This window comes from Ruminococcus sp. B05 (assembly GCF_003628495.1).
Lineage (GTDB): Bacteria > Bacillota > Clostridia > Lachnospirales > Lachnospiraceae > Schaedlerella > Schaedlerella hominis.
Map to the genome: position 1 here is coordinate 16,872 of NZ_RBZR01000030.1, position 16,654 is coordinate 33,525.

Annotated in this window: 10 protein-coding genes and 1 riboswitch; of the genes, 9 read left to right on the forward strand and 1 reads right to left on the reverse strand. The window is 42.3% G+C overall.

Annotation, left to right across the window (positions count from 1 at the left end; translation table 11 throughout):
- Positions 1-17 precede the first annotated feature (17 nt).
- The 9 genes from D8Q48_RS14985 to D8Q48_RS15030 all read left to right on the forward strand — a co-directional run bounded on the left by D8Q48_RS14985 (position 18) and on the right by D8Q48_RS15030 (position 15,007).
- Positions 18-554 carry a hypothetical protein gene (locus tag D8Q48_RS14985; RefSeq protein WP_121057068.1) on the forward strand — a complete coding sequence of 179 codons (537 nt, stop codon included), beginning with the start codon at positions 18-20 and terminating at the stop codon, positions 552-554.
- A 74-nt stretch (positions 555-628) separates the two neighbouring features.
- A riboswitch (NiCo riboswitch) is annotated at positions 629-719 on the forward strand.
- Positions 720-831: 112 nt separating this feature from the next.
- A complete protein-coding gene (locus D8Q48_RS14990) occupies positions 832-1,713 on the forward strand; it encodes a cation diffusion facilitator family transporter (protein ID WP_118689055.1) in 882 nt (293 codons plus the stop codon).
- Positions 1,714-1,757: 44 nt separating this feature from the next.
- Positions 1,758-2,669 carry a hypothetical protein gene (locus D8Q48_RS14995; protein ID WP_121057070.1) on the forward strand — a complete coding sequence of 304 codons (912 nt, stop codon included), beginning with the start codon at positions 1,758-1,760 and terminating at the stop codon, positions 2,667-2,669.
- A 28-nt stretch (positions 2,670-2,697) separates the two neighbouring features.
- The gene (gene bsh, locus D8Q48_RS15000; RefSeq protein ID WP_118689053.1) at positions 2,698-3,672 is read left to right on the forward strand and encodes a choloylglycine hydrolase; all 975 of its coding nucleotides are present in this window, start codon (positions 2,698-2,700) and stop codon (positions 3,670-3,672) included.
- Positions 3,673-3,911: 239 nt separating this feature from the next.
- A complete protein-coding gene (locus D8Q48_RS15005; protein ID WP_118689182.1) occupies positions 3,912-4,922 on the forward strand; it encodes a LuxR C-terminal-related transcriptional regulator in 1,011 nt (336 codons plus the stop codon).
- 146 nt (positions 4,923-5,068) lie between these two features.
- Positions 5,069-13,279 (forward strand): InlB B-repeat-containing protein, encoded by an 8,211-nt coding sequence (locus D8Q48_RS15010; protein ID WP_121057072.1) that lies wholly within the window; start codon positions 5,069-5,071, stop codon positions 13,277-13,279.
- Positions 13,280-13,289: 10 nt separating this feature from the next.
- A complete protein-coding gene (locus D8Q48_RS17305) occupies positions 13,290-13,778 on the forward strand; it encodes a hypothetical protein (RefSeq protein WP_172697003.1) in 489 nt (162 codons plus the stop codon).
- A gap of 15 nt (positions 13,779-13,793) precedes the next feature.
- Positions 13,794-14,288 (forward strand): hypothetical protein, encoded by a 495-nt coding sequence (locus D8Q48_RS15025; RefSeq protein ID WP_121057074.1) that lies wholly within the window; start codon positions 13,794-13,796, stop codon positions 14,286-14,288.
- 11 nt (positions 14,289-14,299) lie between these two features.
- Positions 14,300-15,007, forward strand: coding sequence for a hypothetical protein (locus D8Q48_RS15030; RefSeq protein WP_121057076.1), 708 nt, complete (start codon positions 14,300-14,302; stop codon positions 15,005-15,007).
- Between the two features lie 110 nt (positions 15,008-15,117).
- Here D8Q48_RS15030 and D8Q48_RS15035 read toward each other — a convergent pair whose 3' ends face one another.
- The gene (locus tag D8Q48_RS15035) at positions 15,118-16,479 is read right to left on the reverse strand and encodes an MATE family efflux transporter (protein ID WP_121057077.1); all 1,362 of its coding nucleotides are present in this window, start codon (positions 16,477-16,479) and stop codon (positions 15,118-15,120) included.
- Positions 16,480-16,654: the final 175 nt, after the last annotated feature.

Genomic DNA, 16,654 nt, shown 5'->3' on the forward strand with positions numbered 1-16,654 from the left:
CACTAGGAGGAAAAAAGATGAGTTATATTACTACATATACAAGGAAACATTTTGACCCGGTAAACCCTGATCCGGAATTAATCTGTATCGAAGATATTGCTCATGCACTTCCGCTAATCTGCAGGGGGAATGGACAGGTTAGTTCATTTTGGTCTGTGGGGGAGCACTGTATTTTGTGTTCAAAAGAAGCTGTGGCAAGGGGCTATGAGGATCGACTGGTATTGGCACTTCTTTTGCATGATGCGAGTGAATGTTATATGTCAGATGTTCCACGTCCGTTAAAACAAATCATGGATATATATAACAAACAGGAAAAGCATTTGCTCGATGTTATATATACAAAATTTCTTGGTTCGACATTAAGCGAAGAAGAGGAACGTCAACTAAAAGAAATTGATGATGCAGTTTTATGGTATGATCTGAAATATTTATTAGGTGAAGGAGAGGAAGCTGAAAAGCCCAAACTTCATGTAAATGTTGATTATACAGTACGTAAATTTAAAGAAGTGGAACAGGAATATTTGGAATTATTTGAAAAATATACTTGCAAATAAATTCTTTTGAAATATTGACAAGTTATAAAACATATGATATATCTATCATAACTCTTTGCACTGCATATAAAACTACAGTACAAACTGAGCAGACCGTGATAGATTATCATGGAGTCGGGTCACACAGGTGACAGTGGAATGAATCCTTGCATCCACGGGACAGTAGTTGCTTATACTGGTTCGTGGGTGTTTTCTTATTTCTTTGAAAACGTATCATAATTAATTCCCACATATATTAGTGACATAGAGCTATCTTATTTATTTGGAGGTAACGAATATGGAAACAAGTGATTTTCAAAAGGTGGCAAATAAGGTATCATTTATTACGATTATTGGAAATATTGTATTGTCGTTGTTGAAGCTTTTCGCAGGAATCATAGCACATTCCAATGCAATGATCAGTGACGCTATTCATTCCGCATCAGATGTATTTAGTACATTTGTAGTAATCATCGGAATAAAAGTATCTTCGAAAAGTGCTGATAAGGAGCATCCTTATGGTCATGAGCGTCTGGAATGTGAGGCGGCGATCATTCTGTCGCTGGTTTTATTTATCACAGGACTTGGAATCGGGCTGGAAGCATTAAATAATATAATGCAGGGAGAATATAATAACCTTCAGGTTCCGGGAATGTTGGCATTGATTGCTGCAATTATATCAATTGTCAGTAAAGAAGGTATGTATTGGTATACAAGACATTATGCCAAAAAAATTGATTCCAGTGCATTGATGGCAGATGCGTGGCATCATCGTTCCGATGCGATTTCTTCGATTGGAGCACTTATCGGAATTGCAGGTGCGAGATTAGGATTTCCAATAATGGATTCCATTGCAAGTTTAGTTATCTTTGTATTTATCGTAAAAGCAGCCTATAGTATTTTCAGAGATGCTATGGATAAGATGGTAGATCACTCTTGTGACGAGGATACAGAAAATGCAATCCGCGCGTGTGTAAGAAAGAATAAAAATGTGCGTGGAATCGATCTGCTTCAGACAAGAATTTTTGGAAACAAAATATATGTGGATATTGAAATCGCACTGGATGGAACTATGACTTTGCAGCAGGCACACAATATTGCAGAAGAAGTCCATGATGAGATAGAAAATGATTTTCCTAAGGTAAAGCATATTATGGTGCATGTGAATCCGGAAAAATAGAATGTCGAGGGTAGCCTTGAAATAGAAAGTATAGAGAAATGTAAATGAATGAAAATCAAAAAGGAAAAATATATTATCATCTTCCGGGATTATTTGAATTTTATGAATTATATAGCGTATTCCTTCCATTATTTCAGGAGCATAGAGAATATTTTTATGATTGGTGTGAAATAGGCTCTATATACGGTGCTCCGGCAGATTGCATCTGGGGAGGCGGACGAGTCGGATTTGGAGACTGCGATTCGCAAGCGGTGTTAAAAATGATGCAGAAATATGGAATTTCGGCAAGGCTTACATTTAGTAATTCATTATTGAAGGAAGAGCATTTATCAGATAAAAAGTGCAATGAATTGTGCGTACTGTTTGAAAATGTCAGCAAAAAACAGAATGGCATTATTGTTCACTCCGATCTGTTATTAGAATATTTGCAAAATAAGTATCCGGGATTTTATTTTGTATCATCGACCACGAAAGTTTTAACGGAATTTGAACAGCTCATGAATGAGGTAAACAGGTCAGAGTTTCGTTATGTAGTGCCGGATTTTCGGTTGAATAAGGCTTTTGATAAATTGGAGCAAATGACTGGAAGAGAGAAAGAGAAGATTGAGTTTTTGTGCAATGAATGTTGTTGGTTTGGGTGCAAAGACAGAAAATATTGTTATGAAACGGTCAGTCGGAAGAATCTGGGAGAAGATTGCCCAGAGCATCTGTGTCGTGCACCGGAGTCAGAACAAGGATATCTTTTTTCGAAAGCTATGACAAATCCTGGATTTATTGGTATTGATGATATAAGAAATATTTATATGCCAATGGGATTTTCAAACTTCAAAATAGAAGGTCGTAGCCTTGGCAGTGCATTAATTTTAGAATTTTTACTATATTATATGACAAAACCAAATTATCAGCTTCAAGTCAGAGAAGCAATATATTTAGATAATATGTTGGACTTGTTTTAGAAATACAATGTCTAAGGAGGAACGTAGTATGTGTACAGCAGCAACTTATAAAACAAAAGATTTTTATTTTGGAAGAACACTTGATTATGAATTTTCTTACGGAGATCAGATTGCGATAACACCGCGCAACTATCCGTTGCATTTCCGACATGCCGGTGATATGGAAAATCATTATGCAATCATCGGAATGGCACATGTGGCAGGCGATTATCCACTGTATTATGATGCCATTAATGAAAAAGGTGTTGGTATGGCAGGACTTAATTTTGTGGGAAATGCAGTTTATGCGGATGTTTGGTCAGGGGTGGATAATATCGCACAGTTTGAATTTATCCCTTGGATATTAAGCCAGTGTTCTTCGATCGTTGAAGTTCGTAAACTACTTGGACAGATTAATATTGTAAATACGCCATTTAGTGAACAATTTCCGTTGGCACAATTACACTGGATCATTTCAGACGAAAAAGAATCCATTACTGTAGAATCAATGGCAGATGGTATGCATATTTATGATAATCCGGTAGGAGTACTGACCAACAATCCTCCGTTCCAACAGCAAATGTTTCAGTTAAACAATTATATGCATCTTTCTCCAAAGCAACCGGAAAATAATTTCAGCAATGGGATTGAGCTTAATGCATATAGCCGTGGAATGGGAGCATTGGGGCTTCCGGGAGATTTGTCTTCATCATCTCGATTTGTACGTGTGGCGTTTACGAAAGTAAATGCATTTTCCGGTGAGTCCGAGGAAGAAAGTGTCAGCCAGTTTTTCCATATTCTCGGTTCGGTAGATCAGCAGCGTGGTTGTTGCGAAGTGTCAGATGGAAAATATGAGATTACATTGTACACTTCTTGTTGCAATGCTACAAAAGGAATTTATTATTATAACACATATGAAAACCATCAGATCAGTGCAGTAGATATGCATAGAGAAGATTTAGAAAGTCAGAAATTGATCTGCTATCCGGTTATTCAAGGAGAAAAAATAAACTTCCAGAATTAAGGGGTGCCGGTTGGGGACGGAGTTTGGTGGACCATTTGGGGACGGAGTTTAGTGGCTTTTTTGCTCGAAAAAAAGCCACTAAACTCCGTCCCCAAATGGTCCACCAAACTCCGTCCCCAAATAGTCTTGTATGAAAATAATGTTTTTGATAATATAAATATATTAAACTGTTTAAATGTCTTTTATCGATAAAGATCATATTGGCAGAGAAAATAATTTTATAAGAAGTGGTGAAAGAAATGAAAACATCTGACAGAGTCATCCTTCCTTTGGTTGGAAGTGCATTTCAACCGGGAAAGGCAGCAGAAGCAATTGAAAAAATAGAAGATAAGGAACTGGCGCAGATTGCACAGGGAGAATATTATTTCTTCTCAGCTCAGGCAGAAAAATGTGTGGAGATGGTAAAAGATTATCTGGATCATGATGATGTGATGCTCCGGCTATCGGCGGATATGCTTTATATATTTGCGAATCTTACACTTGGAGATCCTCAGGCAGCACAGCATACAAGGGAAGATGTGCATCAGTGTCTGACATGGGCAATGCAGGAGGACGCGCCTGTGAATGTAAAGGCAGCATGTCTGTTCGCATTTTATGTAATCAGCACATTTCTTCATATACCGCCGGAGAAAGGAACCCCACCACTTCAGCAGTACATTCCGTATCTTCCAATTGGACAACGATTATTTGCAGTGAGTCTTTTAGCACATGAGATTTATCTGAGACAGGATTATGCAAAGGCAAAAGGTGTTGTACAGGGTGCATTTCTGATGGCAGACGGAGTTTATCCGATTTCCATGATTTATCTGGGGTGCGTACAGGCAATGTGTCAGATTAATCTGAAAGAACAAGAAGAAGCAATTCAGACGGTGACCCGGGCATGGGAGAGGGCAAGACCGGACAAACTCATGGAACCATTCATCGAGTATCATGGTCTGCTTCAGGGGACTTTGGAAGTCTGTATAAGGAGAAAAGAGCCGGAAATGTACAAGAAGCTGGCGGATGGTGTACTTGCATTTAGCCGTGGTTGGATGAAGATTCACAATCCCAAGACGCAAAAGGCAGTGACGGATCTTTTGACTCCGCTGGAATTTTCCATAGCCATGCTGGCGTGCAGGGATTGGACGAACAAGGAAATCGCAGAACATCTGGGACTGTCTGTGAATACGGTGAAGCACTATGTCTCCGGAATTCTGGAAAAACTACAGATTGATAAACGTGATAAGATTAAAGATTTTGTAAATCAATAATATGATATGGAAAGTGTCTGTTTTACAGAGAAATTGTAAAATAGGCACTTTTTTTGCTTTCAACGGGCATGTGCGGATTGTATTTTTTTTGATACAATATGTATAGACACTTATTTTTGAGAAAAAAATGAGGAGGGATAATACATATGAAGAAACGTCTGATCAGTATGATTTTGAGTGCGGCACTGCTTGCAACATCGGTGCCGGTCACAGCATTTGCTGAAGATGCGAATACGCAGAATCCGGTTGTGCATTCGGAGGAAGGAACGTCTCAGGGTTCGAATGTGCTGAAGGAAACCAGCATTGACTATAAGAAAAATGGAGGAGCGTTTGTGGAAGGATACACGGCTCCGTCTAATTACGACGATCCGGTGACAGAACTTCCGGGAGCAGAGAAGATCACAAAAGCAGGATATGAGTTTGCCGGCTGGTATGATAATGAGGAGTTTAACGGGGAACCGGTTAATTTGCTTAGTACGGCTGATCATACTGGCAGCGTTGTCCTCTATGCAAAATGGACGGAACGTTACTATTATGTGGATATTCCACAGAAGGTCAATGCGAATGGGGATAAGTTTACGATAAAAGCGGATGCAGGTGGATTATATGACAAGGATTATGTGAGTGTGACAGTCCAGTCTGAAAATGACTGGAAATTAAAGAGTGGTTTACATAGTCTTGCATATGAACTGAGAAATCCGCAGAGTGGTTCGGCACTGGAAAATGGTTCGGTTGTCGCAAGTCTTACGAAAGATGAGAGCCATAAGCAGCAGGAATATGACTGCAACATTCTGGACAAACCGAACTATACGGGTGATTATACAGATCACCTGACTTTTGATATTGCATTTCAAGATACAACGTACAACATTAAATATGAGACAAATGGCGGAACTATCACGAAGAAGAATCCGCAGCAGGCAGATCAGATGCTCACAATAACAGAAGAGCAGTACCAGGCAGGAACTATTCTGAAGGATCTGCCGGCACCGGTGAAAAAGTCCAGTACATTTCTTGGCTGGTGTTACGATGAAGCATGCACCAGATATGTGGACAGTAAGGATCGTCTTTTGAGTGATGTGACACTGTATGCTTCCTACGCAGACAACCAGCCGATGGAAGAAGTGTCCATAGCGACTTATGCCAGAGCAAATGATGTGGCAACAGATTTTACGATTCCGGTGACGGATACAAGTGCTGCTATGACGCCTGACCAGGTGCGGAAAAATTTCACGATAAAAAACGTGACAGATTCTTCCGAAATGGTTACGGTAGATGTGACCGAAGGAGCAGACCATACATTTACGATCAGTAATCCGAACGGATGGACACCGGGGGCGGCCTATAAGTTGGAGCTTCAGGAAAAGGCATTATATTTTACAGGATTTGACCCGACGATCCGTGTCTATGATTTTACGGTCTACCGCGAAGAAGTCAAAAATGTAGAGTTAAATAAAGAGATTAAGTATATTCACAAGAAAGAGCTGTCCAATCTGACTGTAAATGGAAAGAAAGTAGAGGAAGTCTCAATCGCGGCAATGACGATTGGAACAGACGGTTCCCTGACCGAAGAAGGCAGTGACACGACCGGAACATTTACTTATAAGAAGCAGTTAGAAGTCGGCGACCAGGTCGCAATTTATTCCAGTGATGTGATCCCGACCATGGATATGTCCTCTGGTGACAACAGTGATGTGTCATTTATCGAGATTACAGGAGCGGACGGGGACAAGTATACATATCGCGGCTCCAGACCGGAAGATGTGCTCTTTATGCCGGATGTGCTGCCGCTTTCTATGGACAAAGATCAGGATGGTGACCCGGATAATAACAGTGTAACGATTAATGTCAGTGACCTGACCTTTGGTGATGATGCTATGAGCCAGGCTATGGATCTGGATAGTGAGACAACCATAGATGAGGGCGATTATCTGGCAATTTACACAGGTACAATGGGAGAGAATGGAAGCGGAGCTGTGTCTCTCTATGGAGAGATTACGAGCGTGCTGTTATCTGGAGACAAATATATAGTAAGCTATATTCCTGTGAGCGAAGAAGATATGCGTCAGACTATGGACGTGTATCAGAAGGAAAATGTAGAAGGTGAGGAGCTTCTGGAAGATACAGATGTGCAGGCGCTGGAAGAGGATATTGAGACACAGGCAGTAGACAGCGGATTTGCATCAGAAGTTGCAGAAAGAGTTGCTGATGCGGCAATGGAGACAGAATCTTTTGAGGAGCTTCAGGAATCTCTCAAGGAAGATATGAATGCAGATATCATGATTCAGAGCCAAAGCTATGGTCAGTTGAGAAAGGCAAGAGCCGCAGGTGGGGCAGGCGGTTCCCGTGTGGAATTAGGAGTACCGACTGTAAAAGCAAATCTCGGCACGACACTGAAACATTTTGACGGAGATGTGAGTGGACTAAGGCTTGCACTGGAGATTGGCGTGCCGATTACGATTCATGTGAACCGGGGCGCAGACATCGAGATCATGATCACAGCGACATTTGAACAGGAAGTGCGAGTATCCATCGATGTGGACGGTTCAGCCGTGTGGAAAACATGGGGATTTATTCCGTACATTGCAGATTATCGCGTAACGGCATCTCTGGAATTATATGAATACACAGGAATCGGACTGAATGTCAACTTCAAGACTGCAGAAACCGGAAACCCGGTATCTGATTCCAGTTCGAAATTACGAAAAGGTGTCAACAAGATTACCGAAGAGCTGAAGAATATGATGGAGAATGGCGAGGATTATCTAAATTCTGCATCAGGTCTCGTCAGTGGCGGAGATGAAATATCCGTATCCAAGTCTCTGGCAGAGAGGTACTCGGAACTTCTGGCAGACGAGGCAGACTGGGTGGAAATCTACAAGCGTCCGCTGGTAGACCAGCATTTCCGTGTGCTTTTGATCATCGACATTCAGGTGAAGCTGGAATTCGTTGTTTCCGCAAATGTGAACATTTCCATCGGAATGACGTACTGGTATAAGAATGCGAAAGAGTATGTCTTCTGTGTACGAGTCAAAGAGCGGACGGCGACCAATGATACGATAGATCTGGTAGAGGAGCAGTATGAATTTACGGCATATGCTATGGGAACTCTTGGCATCAAAGCCGGTGTGAGACTGACGGTGCGTGTGGGATTATTATCAACGTCCATCGCCAGTGTTGGTATCTCGGCGGATGTGGGCGGTTATGCACAGGTCTGGGGTTACCTCTACTACGAATTGAAGTATACGGCATCGGCAGGACGAAGCAGCCGTGCTATGGGAGCTATGTATCTGGAAATTGGTATTTATCTGGAAGTGAAGTTCGAGGCACAGGCACTGTCCAATGCATTTACCTATAATCCGACACTTTACGAGAACGAGTGGCCGCTTTATAGGGTAGGTGTTCTGGAAAATGTACTGGATTTTGCTTATACCCAGGATAAGATTGCCGAGATTAATATGAAGCGGGAGATTCAGTCGGTTCAGATTCCGGATGAATATTTCAAGATGCAATATATGGACATGAAGACCGGACTGGACGACGGAAAATATTACGAGAAGATTTACGAAGATGATACAAAGTATTTCAACATTTCCATGACGAACAGTGCGTTTACGTATGATCCGGCGACCAATATTATCCGTGTAAATCCAGGTGATGAGCCGGAGCAGGATGGCGAGATGATCATTACATGGAAAAACCAGGAAGGTACCTTCAATACGAAGCCGTGTGCAAGAAAGATCAAGCTTCACTGGGACCGCCTGCGAGATGGTTACTATATTGCATTCCAGAGTAATGGCGGATCTTTCGTCGATGCAATTACCGGAAAATATAATGCCGGAATCAAGAAACCGGAAGATCCGGTAAGACTCGGATACACATTTGCCGGCTGGTATGAGGACATGGATCTCACCATTCCATACACCATTCCGGAAACCATGCCGGAAGAAGACAGACTTGTCTATGCAAAATGGGAAGCAGCCGATGTGGGTTATACAGTCGTAGATTATATAGAAGGAACGAATGGAACCTATGAAGCACAGACTCCGGTGAAAATGAGTGGCAGGACGCAAGAGAAAGTAAGCCCGGTTCCAAAAGAGCGTACGGGATTTGTAACACCGCCGCAGCTTACGGAGACTGTAAAAGCAGACGGCAGTCTGGTCATCAATTACTATTATGCAAGAAATAAATATACACAGACATTCAAGTCCGAAAAAGAGACGGAGAATGGAACTGAGACAGAAGTGATCGCAGACGGAAATTACCGATATGGAACCATGATGCCGACACCGGCAGTCTACAGACCGGGATATGAATTCCTTGGCTGGGAGGACGAAGAAGGCACTGAGGTTCCAAAGGAAGTTCCATCTGAGAACAAGACCTACATTGCAAAATGGAAAGCACTGGAAGGCATTACTTATACCGTGAAATACTACGTGCAGAATACAGATAACAGCGGATACAGCTTAAGCGAGACTGCGGCTCTGACCGGACAGATGGGAGAGAAAGTCACAGCAAAAGCAGCAGATTTTGACGAGAAAGTCTATCACTTAAAAGGTGAACTGCCGAAGGGAACGATCAAAGCAGATGGCAGTCTTGTATTGAAAGTGTACTATGATCTGAATGAGTACAAACTGACCTTTGATGCAAAAGGCGGAGAATCAGACCAGACAGAAGTGACGGCAAGATATGGTGACAAGATTGCATCACCGATGCCGACAAGAAAAGGCTATGTATTTGAAGGCTGGTATACAGACGAGGCATGTGAGAACGCATTTGGCCAGACGATGCCGGCAAAAGATATGACGGTCTATGCAAAATGGGAGAAGCAGAAAGTTAACTATACAGTCCGGCATCTGATGGAAAAATTGCCAGATGCAGAAGAAGAAAACCCGGGTGGAGATAAAGAAGAGTATCCGGACTTAGATAAACCGGTTGAGGAAGAAGATCCATATATCTTATATGAAGAGGAAGTCTTTGCGGCATATCCGGAAGATAAAGTGACGCCGGACGTGAAGCGTTACGAAGGCTTTACTTCACCGGAAACACAGACCGTGGTAGTGGACGGAAACGGCAACACAGTTATTGAATACAAGTATGCGAGAAATATCCATAAGCTGAAACTGGTAGACCGCGGGGTCGATGAAAATAATATGGAAGGATTCGGAATGCCATTTGGTGCGGCGATTACAGAAGTAGCAATCCGGGATGGATATCGCTTTGAAGGCTGGTATACAGATAAAGATTTCAACAATCGATTCGATGGAACCATGCCGGACAAAGATCTGACGCTCTATGCAAAACAGACACCGGTGATGAGCAACTATACCGTCTATCATTATAAAGAATCTGTAGATGGTTCTTACTTTGGTCTGACGGACGAAGAAGTATTAAGCGGACTGACAGAATCAGAAGTGACTCCGCAGCCAAAACAGTATGAAGGATTTACTTCGCCGGAGGCCAAAACAGAACAGGTAAATGGCTGGGGCGGACCGGATATCTGGTATTACTATACGCGGAACAGCTACAATCTGACTTATGTCCTGAATAATGGAGAAGATAACAAGACTTCAGAAGTTCGCTATGAGGCAGATATTACAAATACTCCGTCGCAAACAGGCTATGCATTTGCAGGCTGGTACACGGACGAAGCACTGACACAGCCGTACGTACAGACGACCATGCCGGCACATGACCTGACACTCTATGCAAAATGGGAAGCCGGAATGAAGACTTATCAGGTGAGACATTATCAACAGTCCATTGACAATTCAGAGCAGTATGATCTGGCAGAGACAGAAAATGTCACAGCTAAAACAGGAGAACATCTGACGCTGGCAGTAAAAGCGTATGAAGGATTTACAGCACCAAAGCCGGTTAGCTATGATGTAGTAGATGATGGCGAGATCACATATGTAGATTACAAATATACGCGTGACCGTCATCAGGTAACGATCTATTACAATAACGGTAATGACAGCGAGACAAAAGAACTTGCATATGGTGAGAAATGGGAGGAAAAACCATATCGTGCCGGTTATGCATTTGCAGGCTGGTATACAGACGCAGAGTTTACAAAAGCATTTGACGGAGTGGTTCCGGCACGTGACATCACACTTTATGCAAAATGGGATGTGCAGAGTGTAAACTACACAGTCAAGCATTGTCTGCAAAATGCCAATGATGACGGATATTCGCTGGGAGCACAGGAGAACTTCAACGCTGATACGGATACGGTTGTCACACCGGAAGTAAAGAACTTTGATGGATTTACAGCACCGGAGAAACAGCAGGTGACAGTCGAAGGTGATGGAAGAACAACGGTCATTTACCGTTACACAAGAAATGTGCATACGCTGACGCTTAAGAACTACGATGGTAAGACAGATAAGACGGTAGAAGCAAGATATGAAATGTCCATACCGAAGCCGACAAGAGCCGGTTATGCATTTACAGGCTGGTATACAGATGAAAAATGTACGAAAGAGTACAAAGCGAATATGCCGGATCAGGATCTGACACTCTATGCAAAATGGGAAGCAAACATCGTCAACTATGTAGTAGAACATTATCAGCAAAATGTACAAGGTGACGGTTATACGCTGAAAGAAAGCAGTCATGCACGGGCGGCTGCGGATAGCGAAGTGACACCAGAGATCATGAAATATAAAGGCTTCGAGGAACCAAAGACAGAGAAAGTGACCATTTCCGGAGACGGACAGACGACAGTGAAGTACTACTATAAGAGAAATGTACATACAGTCACATTTGACGCAGATTCCGGAACATTCGTTGCAGAAAAGGGTGAGGTCGACAGTAAGATTGTCGTGACCGGACGCTATGGCGCGAATATCACAGTGCCGAAAGCACCGACAAGAACCGGATACCAGTTCCTTGGCTGGGACGAAGAGGTGGAAATGACGGTTCCGGATAAAGATCTGACTTATAAAGCACAGTGGCTGAAGATGGAATATACCCTTCAGTTCAAGACGGGAGAAGGAACGTCTGTTTCACCAATCAAAGGAAATTACGGCGACAAGATAAATGCACCAGAAAATCCGACAAGAAAAGGATACATTTTCAAAAACTGGAGTGAGAATGGTAAGAAAGTGGACAAGCTTCCGACGACTATGCCGGCCGAAAGTCATATTTACACAGCAATATGGGAGCAGGAGACATACCAGATTACTTATGACTTAAATGGCGGAAGCATGAAGTCCGGGGAGAAGAATCCGACGACTTACAACGTGGATACCACTGTATTCAAACTGAAAAATCCAGTCCGGGCAGGATACACATTTACTGGTTGGAGCGGAACCCAAATTACAGGAGTAAGTGACAATGTGTCTGTAAAACAGGGTTCTACAGATAACCGGACATATAAGGCGAACTGGAGAGAGAATACATATCAGATTACATTTATCTTAAGCGGTACGGAGGCAAAAGGCTCAATGGCAGCAAAGACGGTCAATTACACGGAAAATGTAATACTTCCAAAATGCGGATTCACCTGCAAAGGCCACTCCTTTAAGAGATGGTACACCGTGGATAAGAAGGGCAAGAAAACTTATTACTCTGACCGGCAGAAGGTGTCAAAGCTGACCGATGTAAACGGCGGTGTTGTGACACTCTATCCGGAATGGGAGGCAAATGTGTACAATGTTACATTTGACTATGGTGACGGAAGAGCGAAGACAGTTAGAAAGACCAAATACGGTGATAAATACCAGTTCCCATCAGATCCGACACGTTACGGCTGGGAGTTCAAAGGCTGGAAAAAAGAAGGAGCCAACACAGCATTTGACATGAGTACGAAAGAGCTGCAGCTTCAGGACACGAAAGATATTACCTTATACGCAAGCTGGAAAGCGAACCAAAAATATTCTTACAGACCATCAAATTCCGGCAATACATATCGTGTGACAGATAAACATGAGTATACCAGATTTACTTATTATGTAGACGGTAATCAGACTTCTGTAAAGACAACCGGAGACAGTGGACTGAATCCGGCAAGATATCATTTGAATATGAAGAATATTTCCTATAATGCAGTACATCAGAATTATTCAAAGATGAGGATTAGGATTAGTTACAAGATTAAAATGGTAAAAGATGGTTATTCAGATCTGAGAATTTCCTACCATACGAAATCCGATAATAAGGATCACACAGAGTGGAAGAAAAATACGGAGGATCTGAAGAAGAAAAACGGTAAAACGATTACCTGTGAATATACACTTACGACCGGAAGCAAGATTGATGTGGACAGTCTGACGCTGGAATTTGATGCACATGGAATAGGACCGGATCGATATGATCTCAGCAATCTGAATGTAGATATTACATTTGAGTAGGAGGAAACAGATGAAAGAACATACAGGAAAAAATAAAATATTTATTATCATTATCATCTGTCTGTGTGCGGTCATCATTGCAGGACTGATTTGTTTCATGAAATTGAAAGGAGGTTCAGATTCGGCTTTTACGCCGGATCTGGATCCAAATGCGAAGACCCAGACGGCAGACGATACCGGGGAAAAGCCGACAGGAATCCGGATACCGGGTTATCCGTCCATTACGATTGAGGCAGACAAAAAAGACGTGCAGATGAACCTGATGAATCCGGAAGGAAACCCGTGTTACTTTACATTTGAAATCGTGCTTAACGACACAGGTGAGACCATCTACACATCAAAGATGGTAGAACCGGGGAAGGCAATTACAGAGGTGACATTAGAAAAGGCACTTGCAGCGGGAGAATATCCGGCGACTATCAAGATTACGACAGCATCACTCACGGATGGTTCTGCCATGAACGGGGCAAATGTAGAGACTACATTAATTGCACAGTAACAGGAGGGGAGAACGATGAAAAAGAGAAGTATCAGAACACGAATTTTTTTCGCACTATTGACTCCGGTGCTGTTTACCTGTGTGGAAAAGCCAGCCTATGCAGCAACCACTCAGACGGCAGGAAGTTCAACGGTCACCTATCATGTGGATCCTGCTTACCAGGTTACAATACCGGTAGATACAAGTATGCAGCTCAATGAGACAGAAGTTCCATATGGAAAAATTGTGGTAGATCAGGTGCAGATTGAGGATGGAAAATGTATCCAGGTGTCACTGTTAGCTGATTTTAACTTGAAGAATTCCAACAATTCAAAAGCAATAATTCCTTATCAGATTTTGGCTGGGGACGAGGCGGGAAGCCACCCATTTACATCAGCGCAGTATACAAAAGCCGGGGAAGAGACACCTCTTACTATCGCGATTAAAAAAGAAGACTGGAAGAAGGCGGTGGCCGGACAGTACTCAGATACGGTAACATTTACCATATCCTATGTAGACAAAAAGAAGTAAGGGGGGATTTCATGAGGGAAATAAAAGGAATTTCGTCAGGAAGTGTGGAAAACAGAAAAGTCAGAGTGACAACTGCACTAATTGCGACCATTCTGATTATAGCTGCGACAGTTATTGCCATGTATTTTACAACCCTGTCCGTTTTGGCAGCAGATGCAGGAAGCACATCGAATTTCCAGAGTACCATAAGTACGGCTGTACCGGATTCGCATAATATTCGTGTAGAAAAAAGTCATGCAGATGTAGTGATTGAAGGAGAAGAAGACCAGAGCGATGGAAACATGGATAACTTTGTTGTAGATCGTTTTGCCAAGCCGAAGATTCAGATCACACCGGAGAAAGGATGGAAGGTTTCAAGGCTGCTTCTGAATGGGGAAGATGTTACGGAACAGTTCAAGGACGGATATCTGACACTGGAAGAAGTCTGTGAAGATCTGACACTGGTCATTGAGACAGCCGAAGATACCAGCGGCGGAGAAAACAAAGACCAGGACAAAGATAAAGATCCGGGAAAAAATCCAGATAAGGATAAAGATCCGAATAAAGGAACTACAGGCAGTGGAAAGGGAAAGGACTCAGGGGAGAAGACTCCGATGAATAAGCTGAAGAACTGGAAGGCGGCAGTCACAGGAGATGAAGCCAGACCGATGCTTTATATAATAGCAGTGATTGCAGCAGGAGTGATTAGTGTGCTGATATTAAGAAGAAAAAGTAAATAACAGGGCCGGTTGGGGACGGAGTTTAGTGGCTTTTTTGCGAGCAAAAAAGCCACTAAACTCCGTCCCCAAATGGTTCTAACTCCCGTCCCCAACCTTCCATCCCAAAAGGTTTATTCTTTATCTAGTATTTTATTGAACCGGCTTAAGAAAGTTATTGTTGTGATTATCGCAGCAAGTATATCGCTGATCGGTTCAGCCAGAAAGACTGCAAATACTTTATTCTGAATAAAAAGTGGCAGGATAAAGATTAGAGGAATCAATAAAATCAGTTTTCTTAAACAGGCAAGCAACAGACTGACCTTTGCCTGCCCAAGGGCCATAAAACTTTGCTGGCAGCAGACTTGAAAACCGAGGGAAAAGATTCCGGCCATATAAATTCTTAAAGCCCATGCAGTATAAGTGATTAATTCTGTATTATTAGAAAAAATTCCGGCAAAGAGTCTTGGAAATGCAGTTACAATAATACAGAAAAGGGTTGTAAATATTGCACATACTTTAAATTGTGTAAAAAAGGCTTTCTTGACGCGGTCTTTATTTCCGGCACCAAAGTTGTAACTCATGATTGGCTGACCACCCTGACAAATTCCCTGAAGTGGTAAGGTGGCAAGCTGACTGATGCTTGTAATAATTGTCATGGCACCAACAGCAATATCTCCGCCGTATCTTGAAAGGCTGGAAGTAAAGCTGATCGAAAGGATACTTTCTGTGGACAGCATGACAAATGTGGAAACACCAAGTGCAAGACAAGGTAAAATAATATTTTTTTGTAATCTAAAATTTTCTTTCTTCAGATGTAAAATCGTCTTTTCCCCAGATAAGAATCTAAGAATCCATATTGCTCCGACTGCCTGACTTAAAACAGTGGCGATTGCAGCTCCTCTTACTCCGAGATTAAATACGAAAATAAAAATCGGGTCGAGAATGATATTGATTACGGCACCGATTATTGTTGTGAGCATGCTGATTTTGGCAAATCCCTGTGTTGTGATAAAGGGATTCATTCCAAGAACAATTAAGACAAAAATGCTTCCAAGAATATAAATTCTCGCATATGCTACAGCATAAGGGAGTGTTTTTGCACTCGCTCCAAATAAAGTCAGAAGTTTTGGTGCTAAAATAAAGAAAATTATGGTAAGGATTATGGACATAAGAACCAGAAGTGCGAAACAGTTTCCCAGAATTTGTTCAGCTGTTTTGTTATCCTTCTTTCCCATTGAAATTGCAGCACGTGGGGCACCACCGGAACCGGCAAGCATGGCAAATGCATTGATCAACATAAGGATTGGGGTAAATAATCCGACTCCGGTTAAAGCTGCGGCACCAACGCCTGAAATGTGTCCAATGTAGATGCGGTCTACAATGTTATATAAAAGGTTAATAATTTGCGCAACAACAGCCGGAATTGCAAGCTGTGCCAAAAGACGTGGTATTTTTTCAGTTTCCATCGCTTGTGTGTTAGACCTACTATTCATATCTGTGTTCTCCTAAATAATTATAAAATCAAAGAGTATTATATCCAGTTATCAACAAAAATTCAAGTATTGGGGAGGGGGTTAGTGAACCATTGGGGGTTGGGGTGCCAGTTGGGGACGGGGTTTAATGGCTCTTTTGGCTTGACCAAAAGAGCCATTAAACCCCGTCCCCAAC